This window comes from Mangrovimonas sp. TPBH4 (genome assembly GCF_001280505.1).
In the GTDB taxonomy this organism is placed as follows: domain Bacteria; phylum Bacteroidota; class Bacteroidia; order Flavobacteriales; family Flavobacteriaceae; genus Mangrovimonas_A.
Genome location: NZ_LBIO01000037.1, coordinates 1 through 20,679, shown reverse-complemented (window position 1 = coordinate 20,679; position 20,679 = coordinate 1). Strand labels below are relative to the sequence as shown.

Annotated in this window: 17 protein-coding genes and 1 tRNA gene; 11 read left to right on the top strand and 7 right to left on the bottom strand. The window is 37.4% G+C overall.

Annotated features, from left to right (window positions below):
- Positions 1–69 precede the first annotated feature (69 nt).
- From ZA05_RS01530 to ZA05_RS01500, 8 genes are all read left to right on the top strand, one after another.
- Positions 70–975 (top strand): hypothetical protein, encoded by a 906-nt coding sequence (locus tag ZA05_RS01530; RefSeq protein ID WP_053990098.1) that lies wholly within the window; start codon positions 70–72, stop codon positions 973–975.
- Between the two features lie 106 nt (positions 976–1,081).
- Positions 1,082–1,154, top strand: a tRNA-Met gene (locus ZA05_RS01525).
- A 55-nt stretch (positions 1,155–1,209) separates the two neighbouring features.
- Positions 1,210–2,640 carry a site-specific integrase gene (locus tag ZA05_RS01520; RefSeq protein ID WP_053990097.1) on the top strand — a complete coding sequence of 477 codons (1,431 nt, stop codon included), beginning with the start codon at positions 1,210–1,212 and terminating at the stop codon, positions 2,638–2,640.
- 133 nt (positions 2,641–2,773) lie between these two features.
- On the top strand, positions 2,774–3,775 hold the full coding sequence (locus ZA05_RS01515; RefSeq protein WP_053990096.1) for a hypothetical protein: 1,002 nt from the start codon (positions 2,774–2,776) through the stop codon (positions 3,773–3,775).
- A gap of 484 nt (positions 3,776–4,259) precedes the next feature.
- Positions 4,260–5,309, top strand: coding sequence for an AAA family ATPase (locus tag ZA05_RS01510; RefSeq protein WP_053990095.1), 1,050 nt, complete (start codon positions 4,260–4,262; stop codon positions 5,307–5,309).
- 4 nt (positions 5,310–5,313) lie between these two features.
- Positions 5,314–5,511 carry a hypothetical protein gene (locus ZA05_RS18130; protein WP_157514487.1) on the top strand — a complete coding sequence of 66 codons (198 nt, stop codon included), beginning with the start codon at positions 5,314–5,316 and terminating at the stop codon, positions 5,509–5,511.
- Positions 5,512–5,601: 90 nt separating this feature from the next.
- Entirely contained in the window at positions 5,602–6,471 is an 870-nt protein-coding gene (locus ZA05_RS01505) for a DUF6371 domain-containing protein (protein WP_053990094.1), read from the top strand.
- Positions 6,472–6,653: 182 nt separating this feature from the next.
- On the top strand, positions 6,654–7,382 hold the full coding sequence (locus ZA05_RS01500) for an SOS response-associated peptidase (protein WP_053990093.1): 729 nt from the start codon (positions 6,654–6,656) through the stop codon (positions 7,380–7,382).
- A gap of 103 nt (positions 7,383–7,485) precedes the next feature.
- On the opposite strand, the gene ZA05_RS01495 is transcribed toward ZA05_RS01500, so the two are convergent.
- The 5 genes from ZA05_RS01495 to ZA05_RS01475 form a co-directional block, all read right to left on the bottom strand.
- The gene (locus ZA05_RS01495) at positions 7,486–10,590 is read right to left on the bottom strand and encodes a DEAD/DEAH box helicase family protein (RefSeq protein WP_053990092.1); all 3,105 of its coding nucleotides are present in this window, start codon (positions 10,588–10,590) and stop codon (positions 7,486–7,488) included.
- Positions 10,591–10,592: 2 nt separating this feature from the next.
- Positions 10,593–13,787, bottom strand: coding sequence for a DNA methyltransferase (locus tag ZA05_RS01490; protein WP_053990091.1), 3,195 nt, complete (start codon positions 13,785–13,787; stop codon positions 10,593–10,595).
- Positions 13,780–13,989 (bottom strand): helix-turn-helix transcriptional regulator, encoded by a 210-nt coding sequence (locus tag ZA05_RS01485; protein ID WP_053990090.1) that lies wholly within the window; start codon positions 13,987–13,989, stop codon positions 13,780–13,782. The genes ZA05_RS01490 and ZA05_RS01485 overlap by 8 nt, the downstream gene beginning before the upstream one ends.
- A gap of 239 nt (positions 13,990–14,228) precedes the next feature.
- Positions 14,229–14,792, bottom strand: a complete 564-nt coding sequence (locus tag ZA05_RS01480; protein ID WP_053990089.1) for a hypothetical protein — start codon at positions 14,790–14,792, stop codon at positions 14,229–14,231.
- Positions 14,789–15,202, bottom strand: coding sequence for a hypothetical protein (locus ZA05_RS01475; protein ID WP_053990088.1), 414 nt, complete (start codon positions 15,200–15,202; stop codon positions 14,789–14,791). Before ZA05_RS01475 ends, ZA05_RS01480 begins: the two co-directional genes overlap by 4 nt.
- Before the next feature lie 523 nt (positions 15,203–15,725).
- Here ZA05_RS01475 and ZA05_RS01470 point away from each other — a divergent pair.
- Genes ZA05_RS01470 through ZA05_RS01460 form a run of 3 tightly spaced genes read left to right on the top strand, consistent with a single transcriptional unit; the run spans position 15,726 to position 18,372 of the window.
- The gene (locus ZA05_RS01470; protein ID WP_053990087.1) at positions 15,726–17,075 is read left to right on the top strand and encodes a site-specific integrase; all 1,350 of its coding nucleotides are present in this window, start codon (positions 15,726–15,728) and stop codon (positions 17,073–17,075) included.
- Between the two features lie 18 nt (positions 17,076–17,093).
- Entirely contained in the window at positions 17,094–17,813 is a 720-nt protein-coding gene (locus ZA05_RS01465; RefSeq protein WP_157514486.1) for a hypothetical protein, read from the top strand.
- 31 nt (positions 17,814–17,844) lie between these two features.
- Complete coding sequence (locus ZA05_RS01460) at positions 17,845–18,372, top strand: hypothetical protein (protein WP_053990085.1); 528 nt, start codon at positions 17,845–17,847, stop codon at positions 18,370–18,372.
- A 758-nt stretch (positions 18,373–19,130) separates the two neighbouring features.
- Here the strand turns inward: ZA05_RS01460 and ZA05_RS01455 are convergent.
- Both ZA05_RS01455 and ZA05_RS01450 read right to left on the bottom strand, forming a co-directional pair.
- Positions 19,131–19,928, bottom strand: a complete 798-nt coding sequence (locus tag ZA05_RS01455) for a hypothetical protein (RefSeq protein ID WP_053990084.1) — start codon at positions 19,926–19,928, stop codon at positions 19,131–19,133.
- A 146-nt stretch (positions 19,929–20,074) separates the two neighbouring features.
- Positions 20,075–20,518, bottom strand: coding sequence for a hypothetical protein (locus ZA05_RS01450; protein ID WP_157514485.1), 444 nt, complete (start codon positions 20,516–20,518; stop codon positions 20,075–20,077).
- Positions 20,519–20,679: the final 161 nt, after the last annotated feature.

The following is a 20,679-nucleotide window of genomic DNA, read 5'->3' as shown; positions in this document are numbered from 1 at the left end:
AATTTGCATTTCAACGAATTAAGATTATATTCGTTAATGTAACTTTTTTCTTGCTTCAAACTTATCATTATGAAAACGCTCAAACTATCATTTCTGTTCTGTTTAATTAGTGTATTGTCATTTGGCGCAATTTCGGCCAAAGAAAAAGCAGCTCTTGTGGCATTAAATGCTTCCACCCAAGGAGAGCATTGGTTTAAAAAATGGAATCTCAATGCACCAGTATATACTTGGTGTGGTGTGATCATTGAGGACGATAAGGTGGTTGAGTTAAATTTAGATTCCAATAACCTTTCGGGGACACTTCCAGAGATGTTTGGAGACTTGATTCACTTAAGAAAAATTAGTTTTTTTAGAAACGCTATCACCGGAAAGATTCCTTCATCCATAGGGAACCTAACGGAACTAAAAGTAATGAACATAGCTTTTAATCAATTGAACGGAACACTGCCAAGTTCCATTGTAAATTTAAAATCCTTGGTGTCGTTGCAGTTGTTTATGAATAGAATTGAAGGTGAGATCCCTCGTCAGATAGGAAACTTGGCCAATTTAGAATATTTGGAATTATATAATAACCACATAGAAGGAACGATTCCAAAATCCATAGGTAAACTTACCAAACTAAAAGAGCTTTTAATTAGCAGTAATAAAATTACCGGAAACCTTCCGAAGGAAATTTCAGGGATGGCATCACTAAGAGTATTGAGTGTCTTTGATAATCAAATGTTAGGGATTGTCCCAAAGTCAATTGGTAAGTTAACAGGTTTGGAAGAATTGGTATTGGCCAATAATGCTTTTTATGGTGATTTGCCAAATGAACTTGCTAGCTTGGTAAACCTGAAAGTTTTGCTCTTAGGAAACAACGCTTTCAAGGGAGATTTGGCGGCTTTGGAAAAAAACTTTCCAAAAATGAAAAATTTTGATGTGCACAATACTGAGGGTAGAGGAGTGATAGTAACCTTGGACCCAGAAGATTAAAATAAGCCCATAATAATTGTGTAGCTCCCGGCAAGAAATTGTTGGGAGTTATTTTTAAAATATGCTTTGTATTCTCAAAAAACGTCTTATATTTGCAGCACGATATCGCGGGATAGAGCAGTAGGTAGCTCGTCGGGCTCATAACCCGAAGGTCACTGGTTCGAGTCCAGTTCCCGCTACAAAGCTTAAAGCTGTTAAACTGAACGGATTGTGTATTCACAATCCGTTTTTTTTATGCAGTCAGCTATGCGGTTTTTGTTTGAAGTACACGATGCAGTACACGATTTTAGTATGAAATTGAACTACAATGAACCCAAAATCTTCACAGGAGGCGTCAAGGTTTCCGAATGGAGTAAACTATCCAAAAAAGAGCAGAAAGATGCTCTTAAAAAGGACTGGTACGTCTATTATTCTTACCGAGATCCCGAGACGGGAAAGTTGACCCGACAAACAAATTTGAAAGGAGATGCAAATTTTCAGAAGACAAAAAGGAATAGGTTAAAAATCCTAACACAAATAAAAGCGACTTTGGAGAAGGTTCTGGAGGCAGGATATAATCCCTATGCAGAGGACAATTCCAAGGTAAAGGACAGGCTTCTTAGCAAAGAACCGAAAGTCGTTGAGATGGCACGAGTAGAGGCTAAAACTGATAGTCGCAATAATGACCATAAGATTGCTCCAGAGATTTCCAATAAAGTTACCGAGGTAGCTGCTAGTAAAGCCAATCATAAAGTTGAAGGTATACAGGAGGAGGCAGAAAATGTGATGACGCTAGGGGAGGCCTTCAAGCTTGGTTTGGAAACTAAGCAAAAGGTTCTCAACGCAACTTCCTACCCTAAGTTCAAGAGTCGTATCAACAGGTTAAAGAGCTGGTTACAGGAAAATGGGATCACAGAAGAGTCTTCCATTAACCTAGTGACTAAAAAGATCGTAATAAATTACCTTAATGATGTCCTTCAACGTACAAGTCCAAGGAACAGAAATAATGCCCGTGTTGATCTAAGCTCTTTGTTTCAGGTTCTAGAGGACAATGAAGTAATAGCTGGCAATTTTGTTAAGAAGATCAATGTCCTTAGCGCTAAGCCTATCCGAAATAAGACCTATAAGCCACAAGAGAACAAAGAGATTTATGCCTACCTTGAAAAGGAGGATCCTATTCTATCCTTGTTCATTAAGTTTGTTTCCTATAACTTCCTTCGTCCCATAGAAGTTTGTAGGTTGAAAGTAAAGGATCTGGACGTGGAGGACAAAAAGTTGTATGTAAAGGCGAAGAATAAGCCTGTTAAGACAAAAATTATCCCAGCCAAACTTCTGAAAGACCTTCCCGACCTAACGAAGATGGATAGAAATTCCTTCCTATTTACTCCTGACAGAATTGGAGGGGAATGGGACACTACGGAAGTCAATAAGCGAGATTATTTTACAAAAAGATTTAAAAAGGTCAAGGATCATTTTGGCTTAGATGGGAACTATGGACTTTATAGTTTTAGGCATACTTTTATTACTATGCTTTACAGGGAACTTAAAAAGAACTTTAGTACTTATGAGACCAAATCCCAATTAATGCTTATTACAGGCCATTCAACTATGGAAGCACTAGAGAAGTATTTAAGGGATATCGACGCAGAACTACCAAAGGACTACTCTAACCTAATTAAGGTATAATTTAATCCTTACTAATTATGTGTCTCTTTTTTTGACCTGAAAGGATTTAGGGGTAATGTGAATAAACAATAGTTGTTTTAGGTGGGTTAGAAGTGGATAAATTATAATTTCGCCCGACCTAAATCAATATTGTATGGCATATTTTAATAACATCAACCTAAAGGATGAATCTGGTAGTAAAAAGGCATTAGAGTTAATTGAGGAGCTCGAAGATTTTGATGAGCTTTTAGTTGGGGAGGGATACTTTCAATGGGAAAACTCGGCAAGGATAGTAGTATCTGATGAAATTTTTCAAAATCAAGTTGTCCCCTTAAAGCGCCAGCTAACACCCGTAAAAGAATTGCGGGATGAGTTCTATGAGTTTATTGTAACAAGATGGAAGATTTTTATTTCAGAGGACTATAATGATTTTTTACGTGAATGGGACAAAGCCGTGTTTGGAAAAGATGCACTAGAGCTCAGGAAATATGCAAGTGGACTATTTCTTGATATTATGTCTGTATTAAAACCAGAAGGGTTTGATAAGGTCGTCCAGACGGTGAATAGTGAGGGGGATGTTGTGTCGTATACACAAGCCAAGTTTGAGTACCTTTATTATCACAGAAATGCCTTAAAGAGGGCGTTGGCGACTAAAGATATGGTTGTCCCATTTCTATGTGGTGATCTAGAGTATTTCACAGAGGAGTTAATTCTTCAAAATTTAAATATTCGAACTGTAGTCAACTTCGAGACACATTTAAAAATATTACTTAATCTTAATAGGCAGTTCAAATTCGAAGAAGATAATTACTTTTCCAAGGCAGCGGAATTAAAGCGGAAATATGAAGAAGGCTATATGGATCTGTTTAATGACTTTGAGTTTTTCCGTTTTGTCTACAATAAGATAACTTCATTTAGGGAGTATCCAGAGATGTACATTCAGGCCTTTTTTCTTGCTATGGCAGGAAAAGGATATCTCGAAGAGAGTAAGCCAAAGAGCTACCTTAATTTCGTTAAAAAGGAGTTTGGAGTGGAGCTTATTCGGGTTCTAAAACCTAAGGAACATTTGAACAGAAAATATTATGAAAGGGTTCAACTTTTAACCACCGAAATCGAGAAATACGAAGCCTCAATGGAGGGTAAATCGGCTTTTTGATATAGAAATGCCCTTTTTTGATATAACTTTTCTGTTTTTTGATATAGAATGTAATACAGTTTTTTAGCCCTCTTCTGGGGATGCTCATAATTTGCAAGTGTTAACCAATACCTGTAAATTATGAACAGTATTACTATTAAAAGGAAAGCAGATCGAGTAAGGAGGCTTTCGGTGCTCAGCACCTTTATCCTTACAAAAGAAATTCAAGTGAAGCAAAGTAGCGGTAAAGCAGCCCTACTTTTCTTTAGACTACAAATTTATATATGCCGCCTATGGATCCGTATGGTCTATAGGCGGCATTCTTATTTATTAACCCAAATTAAACTTTAATCAACTATGAAAAAATTTATGATTAATGTGCGAGTAACTAGCACACAAATGGACGGTATAGAACAAATGAGGCATGCCAAAAAACAAACTGTTTCTGAATACATCAGAGGCTTGATCGATCAAAATATGCTTAATCCTAAAAAACTTAAGAATTATGAAAGATCCTAATGTTACATTGGATAAGCATTTTGATCTTTTGCATGAGATCGAAAGGGAAGAGAAAGCCCTAAGGGATAAATCATCGCAACATGGTTGTTTTATCGTAAAGTCGGGAAATGAATGGATAGAGGACGCTAAACAGCGTCCCATTCCAAACATGCTGTTTAGTGAATTTTGGTATGAAAGGGAAGTCAGCGTTTTGTTTGCCGACACCAATGTTGGTAAATCTATATTGGGAATGCAAATTGCTGACAGTATAAGTAGGGGCATTGCCATAGATGGGTTTCAAATAGAGACTTCCACTAAAAAAGTAGCCTATTTTGATTTCGAGCTTTCCGATAAACAGTTTGAAAAGCGTTACTCTAAAGACTATACCGATCATTATAAGTTTCACGACAATTTTCTTCGAGCCGAGATAAACCCAGAAACAGAGATCCCTAAGGAATTTGTAACCTTTGAAGATTACTTGTGCCATTCGTTCGAAACCATGATCCAAAACCACGGAGCAGAAGTTCTCATCATAGATAACATCACTTATCTAAAGAGTGACAATGAGAGAGCTAAGGATGCTTTGGCCTTGATGAAGCATTTAAAAGCTTTAAATAGGAAGTATGGGGCGTCAATTTTGGTATTGGCGCATACTCCCAAACGAACCGGGTTCAACCCTATCACCAAGAATGATCTTGCAGGAAGTAAAATGCTTATGAACTTTTGTGATAGTGCCTTCGCCCTTGGAGAAAGTACCATGCTCCCATCTTATAGGTATATCAAACAAATAAAGCAGCGGAATACAGAACAGATCTATCATGGAGAAAACGTTGCCGTGTGTGAGATCGTTAACCCGCATAACTTTTTGAAGCTCGAACTAAGGGAATTTGGATCTGAAACAGACCATTTGAAGCAGTTAAGCGCAAGTGATATGTCTGAGAGGGATGAAGTTATAAAAAAGCTTAAAAGCGAAGGACTTGCGAACACCAAAATTGCGGAACAGCTGGGTGTGAGTGAAGGAACAATTAGAAATACAAACAAAAGATTAGGCCTATAAAACTTTGGCAAACGCATCCACTGTATATGAAATAAGTCAATTGCTCCCTAAAGAGGAGCGAATGCGGCTATTCAATATGCTCAAGGATGAGTTGCGGCCAGAAGAAGTGTCTCCTAAGATAAAGAAGATGAAAAAGCGAAAAACAATCGACTATACCGAGGAGGATGCTTTGGCCTACCTATTTAATGCACTTAAAATTTAATGAGAAAAAAAATCGTAACGTTCGTAACATTCGTAACCCTTACGAATATTACGAACGTTACGAGCATTACGATTAAACCAGTTTAGAATTATGAACTATAGATATTATTTAGACCGATCAAGTAAAAAGTTTCCATGTCCCAACTGTCAGAAAAAGACCTTTGTAAGGTATATGGACGCTATTGAAAACAATTATTTAGAAGCCAATTTTGGACGTTGTGACAGAGAAAGTAAATGTGGATACCATAACAAGCCAGATGGGAACCAGCGAATTATTTCGCCTCATGCTGGCACTTTTATTCGGCCAGAGGCTTCTTTCCATAATGAAGATAGTTTACATATAGGCGGTAACGACTTTAATGGGAACCACTTCATAAGGTACTTACAAAAGTTCTATGATAGGGAAACTATCATAGCCGCTATTGAAAAATTTCGCATAGGGAACTCCAACCATTGGGCAGGAGCTACGGTATTCTGGCAAATAAATGAAAAGTTGCAAATATGTGCAGGGAAGGTAATGCTTTACGATCCTATAACGGGTAAGCGTGTAAAAGATCCTTACCCTCATATTAACTGGATGCACAAGGTTTTGAAATTAGATAGGTTTGTGCTCCAGCAATGCTTGTTTGGGATCCATAATTTAGGTTTACATCCAGAAGGAAGTACCGTCTGTATTGTAGAGTCTGAAAAGACCGCAATCATAATGAGTATAAGGTATCCTCAATTCTTATGGTTGGCAACTGGATCTAAGTCCAATTTTAAGCATGAGTTATTAAAGCCTTTGAAAGGGTACCATGTCATTGCCTTTCCAGATAAGACAGAGTTCGAAAACTGGAGTAAAAAGGTAGAGGTAATGACGAAACGAGGCCTGTCAATCAGGGTGAATCCTTTTTTGGAGCATAGAGGTTTGGAAGAGGGAGCAGATTTGGTGGATTTTTTTGCACAAAAGGAAGCGGCATAAAGTTTTGTTGTGTTTTTAGATGTTGGGTTCTTTTTCTTGTGTTTTTGGGTACAAATGTAACCACTGCAACGGTTCAGCAACGGTTCAGCAACGGTTCAGCAACGGTTCGGCAACGGTTCGGCAACGATCGTTGCAACGGTTGGGAAGTGGTTTGCAACGGTTATTTTTAGTAAATTTAGTCCATGTGTTTTCATACAAGTACTTGGCATGAGCCAGAATATTTGGAAAAGGATTTTAAGGTGAAACTGGCCGACGAAAACATTCGTCCATATTTTAAGCAACCTCATTATCACCACAACGGCTTTTCCCATCCCAACATGTTGGTCATCCCACAAGAAAACTCGGCCGTCTTGGCTCCTGGGGTTTGGGGGATCGTTCCAAGTGATAGAACTGTAGAAGAAATCAAACCCTATTACAAAGAGTCTGTGAAGTATGGATCGGGGTTAAATGCTCGTAGCGAAAAAGTTTTCCAACACTTTTTGTATAGGGAGTCCATTATGGATAAAAGGTGCATCATACCAGTGTCTGGCTTTTTTGAACCACACGACCATAAAGGTAAAAAATACCCATTTCATTTTAAAGATAAAGAAAGTAAGCCTTTGGCCTTGGCAGGTCTGTATACTCTTATTGGTACTTATATCACCTTTACAATCCTTACTAGGGAAGCCTCCCCTTTATTTGCAAAGATACATAACAAGAAAAAGCGGCAGCCTTTGATACTCGATGCCGACTATGCTCATAACTGGCTGTCCATGGATCTTACTCAGTCAGACATAAAGGAGATCATCAACTATACCTTCCCAGAGGAGCTTCTTTACGCCTATTCGGTAAGTAAAGACCTGTTTAGTCCCAAAGTGGATAGTAATACCCCATCTATACTTGAAAAGGTTGAATATGACGGGATATTATAATGTTAAAGTACTATTGTTTCCAAATTGGAGTGGAAGCTCTTTTCAATTAAAGGAGCGAGGATTGCAATGTGCTTGAACTTAGCGTTGGCATTATTCAAACACATCAATCTACGTTTTTAAATATTTCAGTTAAGTACTCCTTGTTCTTTTCAATAAAAAGCACCTTGTTCTCAGCAAATAGATCTTTAGTAACATTACCATCGCTCCATACCTTTTGGACTTTTTCAAACGGTGTTACTGATAGAATGAATGCTGAAATGTGAACTTCAACGTCCTTTTTGTCATTTTTTAAGTCTGCTTGAATTTTAGCTTCCAAAGTGGATGCATCCTTATTGCACCATATTACTTTGGGATTATTGAAGTGTGTTTCTCCTAGTAATATTCCCTTCGGATCAAGGAAGTAGATGTGTTGCTTTTTGCCATCAACTACCCAAAGGATAAAGTCAGGGTAAAATGAAGAGCTATCCATGAAGAAACCAATTCCTTTAACCGATAGGTTACGAAGTACAAATAGCTGCTTATCCTTAAATTTATCTGATTCCTTAGCGAACTGGCGCAAATGGTCTATAAAGTCTCTTTCACCATCATTTAACCGTACAGGAACAGTTTTAATCTCTTTGAACTTCTTACCATCGGCAATTGATGCAATGGGGGAATAAAGGTGCTTATCGAAGTGAATAGATGGAAGCGTTGTATCATCCTTCTCATACATCACGTTGATTTTTTCTTCTAATTCCTTGATGAATGTATCGTGTTTCTTGGGCACCTTCACAATCATAGTATGCGAAGCTGGGAACATTGCTTCATGTTCTTTGTGTGAGAGCATATCATAGGTAAGGTGTTCGGAAAGGAATGCCTTTTCTTTATCAGCATAGAACTTATTGATGTAATCCTTTACTAAGCTCACAGCTACTCCTTGTATTTTGCCTGAAATTGCTTCCATGATACTAAATTGGCCTTTATGGCTTAGTAGATTGAAGCCGCCACTTTCAATTAGCTGGGATAGTACAGGTTGGTTTACAATTAAGTTGCGATACCCTTTTAGTAGCTTGTATCTGTTTGCTTCCAATGAAAGTGAGTTGTAGTCGATGAAGTCTCGAAACTCTTTGATGAAATTTTCTTGATAATCTACTACATCTTCTGCCACCTGGCTATTGAAACCACCTGCTGCAATGCTGATTTTATTACGCATGTCAATAGTGACCCTTTTTGCCACATCTGGGCTATATTTCAATTCAATCAATTCATCCTTAAAGGATTTCCCTTCTTGTTTTTTGAAGGTCATTATTTGCCCATCCCACAGCTCTTTATGATTGAGTTTGATTTCTATTGGGATATTGGTGTAATCAGGTACTTCTTTTTCTATTTCCGTTAAGAAACGATTCATGTAAGATGCGTTCAAGCCCATTATGGAAAGGGTTTGTAATGCTCGTATATGGTAAGGCGAATCGGATTCTTCTCTTTTCAAGGAAAGGTTCTTGCCTTTAAGACGAACGCCACGACCAAAGAGCTGAATAATTTGAGCACCTTCACTTTTGCCCATGTTCATCAGCCCCATACTTGAAACTCTCCATGAGTTCCAACCTTCTATGAACTTCTTGGAACCAATTAGGATATTTATAGTAGAATTGGTCTCTGAAATGGCTTGAAATAATGAGTTGGAAAAATTGTCATCTTGAATGGTCAGTTCTCCTTCCGTATCTGCTTCTAGCGTTTTGGCATACTTAGGGACATCACCAATATTGATTACTGCAAAGTATTGATCACTGGTTTTTGTCTTTAACGCAATTTCACCTTCAGCCTGTTTTACCTGGAAGGCTTCAATGTTGCCAATGCCATTGAAAACCTTACTCAGAATGGTCTCTGCAATTGGTTTGGATGTTCTAAGATGCTCGAAATGACCTTTAAAAATATCATCCCCATCTGCATCTCTTAGCCCTGTGCTGTCATTGAGTATTTTGTCAATATCTACTTGTAAAGAAGCAGGTGATGAAAGTGCATACTTAAAGAACTTTATAATCCTAGAAACATCAGAAACACTTTCCTTATCTCCTTTGGTTAAGCTACTTGAATTTGAGCTAATTACTCGGCTTCCAACAAATACCCAAAGGGGCTTCTCGATGTTGTATTGGCGCAGTTCTTTTTTGTATTTCTCAAATAGTTCAAGCTGCTCATAATAACCCAATAAGCTTGCGGTAAGAAGTAGCTTATTTTGTTCTATGCTGTATTCGTTTTTGGTGTCAAGATTGAATACACTAAAGTCTTTCCCATAACCATCTGTATAAAAATGACGATAGGAGTAGTCAAAAATGATGGACTTTCCGTATTCCTGTAATAAGTCTTTTGTGCTATTTGTGATGATCTGACCAAAGGTTGCTGAATACTCGAAGGTGAATGACCCTTCGCCACGAGTCAAATGCTCTCTTAGATTCTTCCATGCTCTTTCTTCTGACTTTTGTCCTTTGTGTCCTTCATCAATGAATACTAAGTTTTTTGACTCTGAGAAGTAATCGACATCAACACTTACACCTTCCCCTTCCTTATCTTTAACCAATTTGGTAATCTCCAAAATGAGTATTTCTCCTTCTTTGGTTTTTAGGCTTTCTTCACTTCCAGAGTAAAGTTTTGCATCAATGCCACTTTCAACACAACTTTCATAATGTTGCCTGCTTAAACCTTCATTTGGGGTTATGAGAATGATGTTTTCCCATTCTTTGAAGTACTTTGTGATTTGCCAATAGTTGCAATGCATCAAGAGGGTTTTGCCACTACCAGTTGCCATCCAATAAGCAAGTTTCTTCAAGTCTTTTTCTGTATAGGCTTCTATTTGCTTAAAGTCTTTACTTCCTTTAGCATAGTCATTCAGCTTGGCAATAAGTTGATTTGCATTGTTGCTGTATTGGTCAAAAAAGTATTCGGTAAATAGTAAGGCAAACCATTGATAGTATTTGAATGTGAGAAATGGTTCAGCTCGGTTTTCACGGAGTTTTTTCTCATAACTCTGTATGGCTTCATCGTATTGATGTATAGCTCGATCTTCAATCAGTTTGTCTGAGTTAGACATTAAAGCACTGGCAAAATAGGTGTAACCCGTTGAGCTGGTGCCTGACTCTTTGTTGTTAAACTCATCTCGCAAGTCTTCAAAGGCTTCATAACCCAACTGATGCAAGATGTACCTGAAAAGGACAAGTTGTTTTTCTAGTTGCATGGTTATGAGAGCATTTTGTTTTTGAATACTTCTTCAATGGGTTGATAGCCTTCCATATGTGCCTGGTCATTGATATAGAGTAGGTCATATTCAAAGGTTTTGAGTTCTGTCTGTAATGTGACTGCATCTTCTTTGAAATCTTCTAAGCTCCAACCTTTCACTGAGCGCCATACTATTAAGATGTTTTTGTTGGCATTGTTATGACCGTAAATGAACTGGTATTTCTTACCATTGAGTTCTTTGGTGATGCATTTCTGCATGTGTAGCCCTATTAGGTAGTTAAAGGTTTCTACCAAATCAACGGCTTGCTCTGTATCATAAGTAAAGCCATCCCATACCTTGAGTTTGTAATCCCAAGGGTTTTGCATGGCGGCAGTATTCACTAAGGATTGGCTGCCTTTGGTTTCAAACTCCAAAAAGTATTTAGGGATGTACTTGTCGAATTCAAATGCCTTTTGCACGGCATCTTCTGAAGCATTAAAGGCAATGTTTTCTAAGGCTTCTTCATACTGTTCTAGGCGTTGGTACTTGAAGAATACCCCAAGTCCATTCATGCTGCCTTCTTTTGGTTTCCCAACCTTCCAATCGAAGGTGTAGGCTACTTTCTTAATACGGGGTATTAAAATGGTATGGAAGTATTGTCCTTGTTCAATCAATATGCACTTTCTTTCACCTTCATCATCTTTATTCAAAAGTTGAACAGCATGAAATGTAGTACCCGAACCAGGGAAGTAATCTAGATTTATTGAATTACGCTCATTCCCCATTATGTACAAACAATCCTTCACAGCCCAAATTGATTTTGGATATGAAAATTTAGCTTGATTAAACAAGGATTTTAATGTTTTTGTACCGTGCTCAGTAGCAGAGTATTTCGCATCTTGCCAAAATGTCAATGGTGTTATTCCATCTGTGTTAGGCCTGAATTTGTAGTACACTTGAGGAATATCTTTCTTATTTCTTTTTGTATGAAACTGAGAGTAGTCTTTTCGAACATTCTCTTCACTCCATCTCCAATTTTTTTCAACACCGTCATCAGTAATTGGCCAAATCTCAGTTTCTGATTTTGTCGGTTTCTCTTTAATCGACCACAATTCTGTTTCATCAGACCACTCCATCTTAGGCACTCGAATTGTCCCTTCCGCTAAATCTGCATACACTGGGTACCATTGTCGCTTTCCATCTGCTCTATCAGAGTTTGAGCCTTCCCTTCTAAAATTTCTCCATTCAAAAATGCTCGTATCATCTTTTTCTTTGTATCGCTCTAACTGCGCATCAGTTCTTGGGAGCTTCTTTATTTTTGAATCGGAGCTTGATTTAGCGAAAATTGCATATTCATGGGCAATTGCTAATCCAGCTTCATTAGGCCTTCCAGAAGGATTAGCGCGAATAGCTATAACACCTGCAATATTCTTTGGCCCATGTACCTTCGACATTATCATCGAAAGTGCAGGCATTTCTACATCATCGATTGTTACGCATAAATTTCCATTAACATGGAGAAGTGGTTTTCCAACTTCAATTCTGTTCTCAATTAATGAAGACCAAGAAGAGTGCTTGAAACTATTTTTATAAATTATCTCAGAAGCACTCGTGTTATATGGAGGGTCTATGTAAACATTGTTAATCTTACCGGTGTACGCATCTTTCAATAAGTTAAGGCCATGATAATTATCCGAACTGTAAACCTGTCCGTCTAATGAATCTGATAAGTTTATTGTCTCTGAAAGAAAATTTACCAGATCAATTTTAAATCCATTTGGGAAGTTTGCAGTATCAATAGGCAGCTTTCTCCAAGTATGCAAGTCTGTTTTAAGTTCTTCAATCTCTTTAGGAGCTTTCTTATCTCCAAACAGGTCTTTCCACTCAGCTATCTGCTTTTCATTTTTAATCACTTGTTCCAAAATGGGTTTGGCTGCTTCTTCGCCTACATACTTCACCAAGCGGTCAATGGTAATCACCCATTCAGTACTCAGCACAAACTTCTTTTTCTCCCAGAGCTTTTTTTGGAAGTCTTCTATCTGGCTAACAAATTCAATGATGGTATCAGCAATAGATTTGAATACCTTAATGGTTTTCAAATTATGCTTTAGTCGGTCAAAATGTGAATCTGTGTCGGTTACATAAAGGTCGTCTACATTCACCAATTCACTCTTGATGTAATAATCCAATTCACGCTCTAAGAAACCTTTCAGGTTTTTATGAATAAAGAAATCGTGCTTGTTCTTTCGTGTGTAGTGCTGGAGCTTCTTTAAGAGTAGGGGCTTACCTTCTTGTTTTTGCCATAGGTTGGCAAATATTGGATTGGTGCCAAATTCTTTTTTCAAGAAATCAAATGCAATTTCATCTAAAGTGTCTTGCTTGCTATTGCCTTTTACTTTCTTCTTTTCATCATCACCTAATGGCCTGTACTCAAAATAGATGGTTATTTCTTTCTCATTGACATCAGGCTGCTTGTTGGCTAACACAAATTGCAAGTCGCTGTCATCTTTTTCTTTGATTTCAGGTGACTTATCAGAAAGCATAAAGAAGTTGGTTTCTTCAGCTTTTACATTTCCTTGTTCAAGTTGTGCATTGTGCAATTTGAAGTTTACTACAAGGTTGCTATCTGCAGTCTGCACCTTAAAGGCATAGTGGTTGAAGGTCTCGGATGATTTGATGTAGTATTGATCCTGATTAGCCCAATGAAAATGTGTTTCTTCACCATTGTACGGCACAACATACTTTTCATTCTTACCAAACCTTCGCTTGCTGATAAAGTCTCCTTTATCGTAGTAGCGAGAGAAAAACAAGGTCAGGTGGTTGTAAATCTGATTCTCAGTTTCAACCGAAACGGAGGATTCAGTGGCTTTTGATTTTAGCTCTTTGTATTGGGTTATTTCATCCTTGTAATCTTCTTCATAAATGGCTAACCTGGTTTCATCTTTCTTCTCAACAGCTTCTAACCATTTTTTGAGTGAAGTAGATTTCTCCATCTCAGTAATTTGGTCTTGAACCTGTATTGTTTCATCGGCTGATAAAGTCTGCAATTCTGCCTTTACTTTGTCTACCAATAGTTGGTCAATGAAGGTGGCAATCTCTTTCTTTTTGTAATAGAGAATTTTATAAACACCAAAATCCAAGTCCTGAGAATCAAACTGAAATAGTTGATTGAGGAAGAATTTTAGTTGTTCTAGCGATGTATTGTCTTTAGCCATTCTGCTCGTCTTTCTTAATTTCTATTAGTAAATCTTTGACTTCAACGTCAAGAATTCTTGCAATCTCATATAGCACTTCAAGTCTAGGTTGTTGTCGGTTTTGAACATATCCGTTCACCATGTTGTAACTCTTCCCGAGTTGTTCGGCTAACCATTTTTGCTTAATTCCCTTTTCTTCAAGTACTTCCTTTATTCGGTTCATGTCCGTATAAATTTATGTTAGCCAAAATAGTTATTTAATTTCTACTATCTCGTTTTTCAATATAAAAAGTGTTTGTGTAATTATAAGTTAGTGGGAGTAAAGGGTAAGCTATTTTTGGAATGAGTAAAGCAGGTGCAAAATGTGCTTGGCTTTTTATTTCAATGGGGGCAACGGTTTGATTATGGGCAGAAGGGTTTTAGAAGTAATTTCCTGTCAGCTTGTGCTAAGTAGGTTAAGTTTTATTGTTTCGATTTATTGCTCTGCGGAGCTTGCTTCTCAATAGGTTTTGTGGGGCACAGGAGTTTTAGTTTTTCTAACTCACTAGTCGTTTTTATCAACTTTTCATTTAATTGTTCAAATTGTATAGCCTTAAGAGAGTCTTGAATTATTATTAATCGGATGTTCTTCTTAAGGAGGTTGATACTGTTTTCCTGGCTGTCAATTTGCATTTTTAAGTCTACCGTTTTCTCTTGTCCATTAAACACGCTTATTGAAAACAAAATTATACCAAGTAAGGCTGTTTTCGCTTGCCAATCAAATAATTTTTTGGTGTCAGCAATTGTCCAGGAACCTATAAATCCTTTTTCTCTTGCCTTGTCAATTCCTTTTCCACCGAGAATGATGCTTATTACGAAAGACAAAAAGGCTCCACCAGTAAGGAGGTAATATACTATTCCTATTTCCCTCTTATCTATAGCGAAAGTAGCAAAGGCTCCAACAACCGCAATCATTGTTAATGAAGCGGCAATGATTTGAGTGCTTAGTGTAACTCCAATATTTACTGCGTCCTTCTGGTCACTCATCCCCAAATTTCGAGTCTAGTTGTTCTTAGTTCCCTCCAAAGGTTGTCAATAGTCTTCATAATTTGATGACCACTTACGTCCTCCTTATTGTCCTTTATACTTTCTGAAATGATTGTTCCGATGTCGGTTTGGATACTGTATTCTAAGTCTAGGAATTCTTTATGGTTTGGAAAATATATCTCTAGTCGGCTTTCCATTAACGGTCGTACTATTAAGTGATGGAAGTTGACCATTAAAAAGTACTTTGCGTCTGGACGAAGATTATTTTCTGTGTCCGCCCGATCGATTGATCTCCTTATGGTTTTTATAAAGTCATAGTCTGTGTAAAAAGAAACTCTTCTCTGCCTGTCCCAATCGTATAGGTAGTCTGCATAAAGATTCTCGTAAATTTTATAATAATTACTGTCCATATTATCCTTTTTTTTGCCCTACAAAGGACTAAAAAACACATAGTGTTTATATTTTCCTCCACTGTAAAGGTATTGTTCTTTATTTAGTCAAAGTTAACTGTTTTTGCATACCTATTGTGAGAAAAAAACTGTGCTTTACGTTGCGTAGTACATTGTTGGTTGGGTTGGAACAGCTAAAATATAAAATATAAGTTGGTTTTGTAAGTATTATCATAATTATTTCCTCTTCGGTTATTTGGCGTGGTATTGATTTATTTTACGGGAGTATATATGTGTATATACAAACAGTTAGTTGTTGTGAACGATTTTTTTTGAATTTTTATCTGTATATTTGAATAAGAAAAGATATAAACCAGAGTACACGATTGCGTACACGGTTTAGCAAAAAATAGCATCAATAGCGTTAAAATTCGGGGCAATTTTCAAACTCATAACCCGAAGGTCACTGGTTCGAGTCCAGTTCCCGCTACTAATTGGAAATCATCCAGATAAGCAGTTTAGTTCACTCTAAACTGCTTTTTTTATGTCAAATTTGAATGAATTGGTTACATTTGAACACGAAAATGAACACGTTTTAGAACACGATTTGCCTACCAAAAAATTATTTTCCACCCCAAAAATCCACACCGCCAAGGGCGACCTATCGAAAAGATGGTATGTCTATTTTTCCTATCGCAATCCAGAAACGGGAAAGCTTGAGCGTTACAAAAAGAACATTTACGGAGTCGCCAACAGCTACAAGACAAAAGAGGAACGCATGACGGTACTCAGTGTCTATAGACAACGTTTGTTAAAACTTCTCAAAGAGGGCTACAGTCCGTATGAGAACAATCTCGACAGATATAATGGTACAGAACAGGGAGAAGTAAAAGAGAAAGCAGAGCATGAAGTTGTGGCAAAAGAAAAGCCCATTGAACATACCGAGGTTGTCCCCGAAGAAAAAGAAGTAGAAATAGAGGAAGACTCCAAGGAAAAGGGCATGGGCTTTAAGGAAGCCCTCGACTTTGACTTTTCACTGAAATCGGCACAGCTCAGGGAAAGCAGCCTCAGGTCATACAAGAGCCATATCAAGGTATTCTATGAATGGTTCCAAAAAGAGCATCCAGAAGTGGAATTCATCGAACAGGTGGACAGGAAACTGGTGCTAACGTTTCTGACGAGCCTTTTGGAGACTTCTACGCCAAGAAACAGGAACAACTACAGGGCAAGCCTGAGCAGCCTGTTCCAGACCTTGGAGGACAACGATATTGTCCCCTCTAACTTTGTGGGCAAGATCAAGGTTCTCAAATCCACACCAAAGCGCAACAAGTCGTATTCCAAGGGACAACAGGAGGAAATCTTCGAATTCTTGGAAAAGGAAGACCCAACACTGCTCTTGTTCATCAAGTTCATATCCTACAATTTCCTGAGACCATTGGAAGTGTGCAGGCTAAAGGTTGGGGATATCGACCTAAAGCACAGGACCCTTAGTTTTGAGGCAAAGAACAGCCCTATGAAGACCAAGATCATTCCCGACCTTTTGCTACGTGACCTTCCCGACCTATCGAATAAAGATAAAGGTCATTACCTGTTCACTCCAGAGGGAATAGGAGGCGAATGGGAGACGAGCCTGGAGAACAAGCGCAACTACTTTACCAAGCGCTTCAAGAAAGTGGTCAAGGAATCCTTTGGACTGGGAGAGGACCATGGCCTCTATAGCTTCAGGCATACCTTCATTACCAAGCTTTACAGGGCCTTGGTGGCAGATTCCTCACCGCATGCAGCCAAGAGCAAGCTGATGCAGATAACAGGCCACAGTTCCATGACAGCTTTGGAGAAATACCTTAGGGATATCGATGCGGAGCTTCCAGAGGACTATTCGGCAATGCTATAAAGAAATAAGGAAAGCGATATGACATCCATTGAAGAGATCAACTATGAACTTGGAATAAACATCATGAAGGCCTCGGTAGTGTTCATTCCAAGTATCATGATAGAAGAGGCTAAAAAGAAAAACGATACCATCGATTTTGACCAATATGGGGGGAAGGTTCTCCTTATCGAGGGCAACGGCAAGAACTATTTTTTGGAGGATAACAGTCCATCCCTTTACCATGTGCTTCAGAAAAGCGTGCTTCTTGATGGGAACATCCTGAAACTTTTACAGTGGAAGGAGAAATTCGATACAGCCACGTTTGAATTCATTCTTGAAAAGTATCGGGAGCAGCTAAAGGGATATACCTTTGCCGCCGAATGGCTCCAGGCCAATGTAAAGAGCGTGGTTGCCAATGTTTCTGAGGAGGTTCTCGGTTCATTCGGGATGCAATATGACCAGTTGGAAAAACACCGTTTGGATGTTGACAGGCGATTTGGACTTCGGGCCCTTGAACAGCAAAACCCATCCAGTGCCCCTGTGGCAAACGAAAAAATGGAGCTACCCGCGATTATGGAACTGATGGGCATGGAGAACCTGAACAAAGGGATGGCCACGATGCAGGAGACCGTTGTCCCCAAGCAGGACAGAAGTGAACGGATAAAGGTGCTAAAGGCAAAGATAGAGGCGGAGGCGGACGACTATCTTTTGGATTATATCTTTGGAGTCCCGACAGGAAAAGCAACACTAGAGCAGTAATAAAATAAACAACAATAAAATTATCAGTGATATGGCGAAATCCGATACAGACGATCAATCCGTAACCTTTAGGATACCCAGAGTTCTTAAAAATGAAATCAATCAACGTGCAGAAATGAAGGGGGTCAGACTGTCCGAATATCTGAGGGATTTATTGACTTCAGTTGTGGAGGATAGGGTGTGCCAAGCAGAAAGGGAAAGGATTAAGGAACTGGAGAACCAGAAGTTTTTAAGGTCCAAGGAATTTATGCAGTTGGTAATATGGATGTACAGTAAGCGTGTAGCACAGAAATACAATAAGGAAACGGATTACCTTGATGACCATATAAAGACCTTAAAACAGGTTGGGGACCATGTGCCAATGGCCCTTTCGAAAGAATTTGACAAGGTATTGAAGAGTCTTCTGTCCATTGATAGGGATAGTATTTTTTCTGTGTCCTATGATTTTATAAAAGGCTCTGGAAATAAGCAAAAATTCGATTTCGAAAAGCTTGAAAAATTTCTGTTATCAAAGCCTGTAAAAGTTCCAAATTTTACACCTTTTCCATTGAAAAAGTAACAATGAATTTTGTAATACAATTTGTAAGACAATTGTCTTACAATTGTCTTACAAATTTTTTTTTGTTTTTTGAACAGTTGATTTGACCACATTTGTGGTCGAAAAAAGCCTGTTTTAAGGGGTTTTTGTGTGTCTGTAGTTCCAATAACGGTTATTGAAGTTATTGTTGGAGTATTGTTGGTTGTAAGACAATTTTTGTGTTTTTATAGAAATCTGTAGACTTTATTGGAGAAAACCATAAGCAATGAATTATACACGGTGTTGGCAGTTGTATTTTTATCTAATACATGAAGTAATAAAAAATAATTAAACATAAAATGATAGGTGAAATCGTCCACAAAATTTTAGTCTTAAGTTTTTTATTTGTTTTCCAAATTATAAACACACCAATAGAATGAATTAAAAGTGGAAATCCATAAAAATAAATTGTTATTGGCGAAAATGTAACTAGTAATACGCTAATAATTATTAAAATTTGTGGAGATATATAGAATTTACTTTCACTATATTTTCTATTTATCATATTGATTTAATATTCTGAGTAAAGTCAAATATTTAATTTGAAACACCTGCTAATAAATTAGTGCTGACTCTGGTAAACAATATAGTTCCCATTATAATGGTAAATTACTGCCAACGGTTTGTGTATAGTTTCGTTGCGTGAAAATCCGCAGGATTTTCAGGTTTAAGAAACTAAGATAGCAAAGTTGCGAGGATTTTCCGAGAGGAAAATCGGAAGCAATGAATTATACACGGTGTTAGCAAACGTTTTTTATTATTTTTTCAATTCTCAGAATATCATTTAAATTCACAAGCCTTGTAGTCTTTATGAATAAATTTTCATCATCAATTTCTATTTCTAATTCTTTTTCGTTTTCGAAATTCTTGAGTATATTTTTCAATAGGATGATGTTGTTACTTTTTTTTAAAGTAAAGCATTCATAATCTGCAATTTTTAATTCATCGTCGTTCCTTAAGAGGTCAAGAATCTTTTCAGATGAGGATTTTTCCCTAAAAAAGTAATGACCGTTAATATTGTCAATTTTTATCCAAAACATTACATGTGATTCACAATAGTCATCTTGATAGTAGGTCATTCCGTGTAATTCGGGTGCTGGTAAAAATACAATTCCATTTTCGAATTCAAATGGGTGTGAGTAGTGCCAATCGTCATAACTGTTTAAGGTTTTAGATTTTTCAAAAACTTTAATCTGTTTGTCTGTAAGTGTAGTTTTTCTATATTCTTTGCTTACTCTCAAATAGTTTATAGCTTTTTGAACCATTTTTTCGTCTTCGGTCGGAAGATTATCAAGTTCGAATTCTGGGATTGCACGAAATTCATTGTCATGCGAAATCCAATGCCCTGATTCAGCTTGTTCTAAAGTAAGTTTGACACCAGTTTCTGGGTCAATAATGTATTCGTCAGCTAAACTTTTTTCGAGCCTTTTTTCATACTCTTTTTCGCTTTTGGTTTTAAATGTAAAAGCTAAATAGAATGCTAATATTAATGCTGCGAAAATCAGGATTACAATAAGTACGTCAATAATGTTTTCCATATGTTTGCTAACGGTTTGTGTATAGTTTCGTTGCGTGAAAATCCGCTAGGATTTTCGGGTTAAGAAACTAAGATAGCAAAGTTGCGAGGATTTTCCGAGAGGAAAATCGGAAGCAATGAATTATACACGGTGTTGTGCATAGTGTTTTACTTTTTTGTTAGTTTTATAATCAAATACGGCATTAATATTCCTATTCCAATTAATATGGTCGAATATAAATCAAAAGGTTCTGCCTTTAAATAATCGGGAATCAAAGGATTTGAATGTCTTGCTGAAAAGACCATTATAAAAAGTCCAATTCCAAAAACTATTATCACGAAAAAGAGAACAGTGAATATATCCGTAATTAATTCTTTTACTTTAAATTTATTTCTAGTCGAATTGTAAATCATCCCAAAAAAAGGAATAGTAGCAAAAATTAAGTAGTCGAGAGTATTCGTTGGGATTCCGAAAAAGTAATCGGTCAATTTTTGTAGGTTTTCAGTCAGTCCAATCTGAAGTTTTGCTCCAAGTCCAAAATTCAACACAATGAAAATCAGTCCGCAAAGTCCGTAAATCAGATATTTTATTTTGCTAGGTATTTTATTCAATTCAATTTGCGTTTTGATTTGGATACATTATGCACAACGGTTTGTGTATAGTTTCGTTGCGTGAAAATCCGCAGGATTTTCGAGTTAAGAAACTAAGGTAGCAAAATTGCGAGGATTTTCCGCGAGGAAAATCGGAAGCAATGAATTATACACGGTGTTGT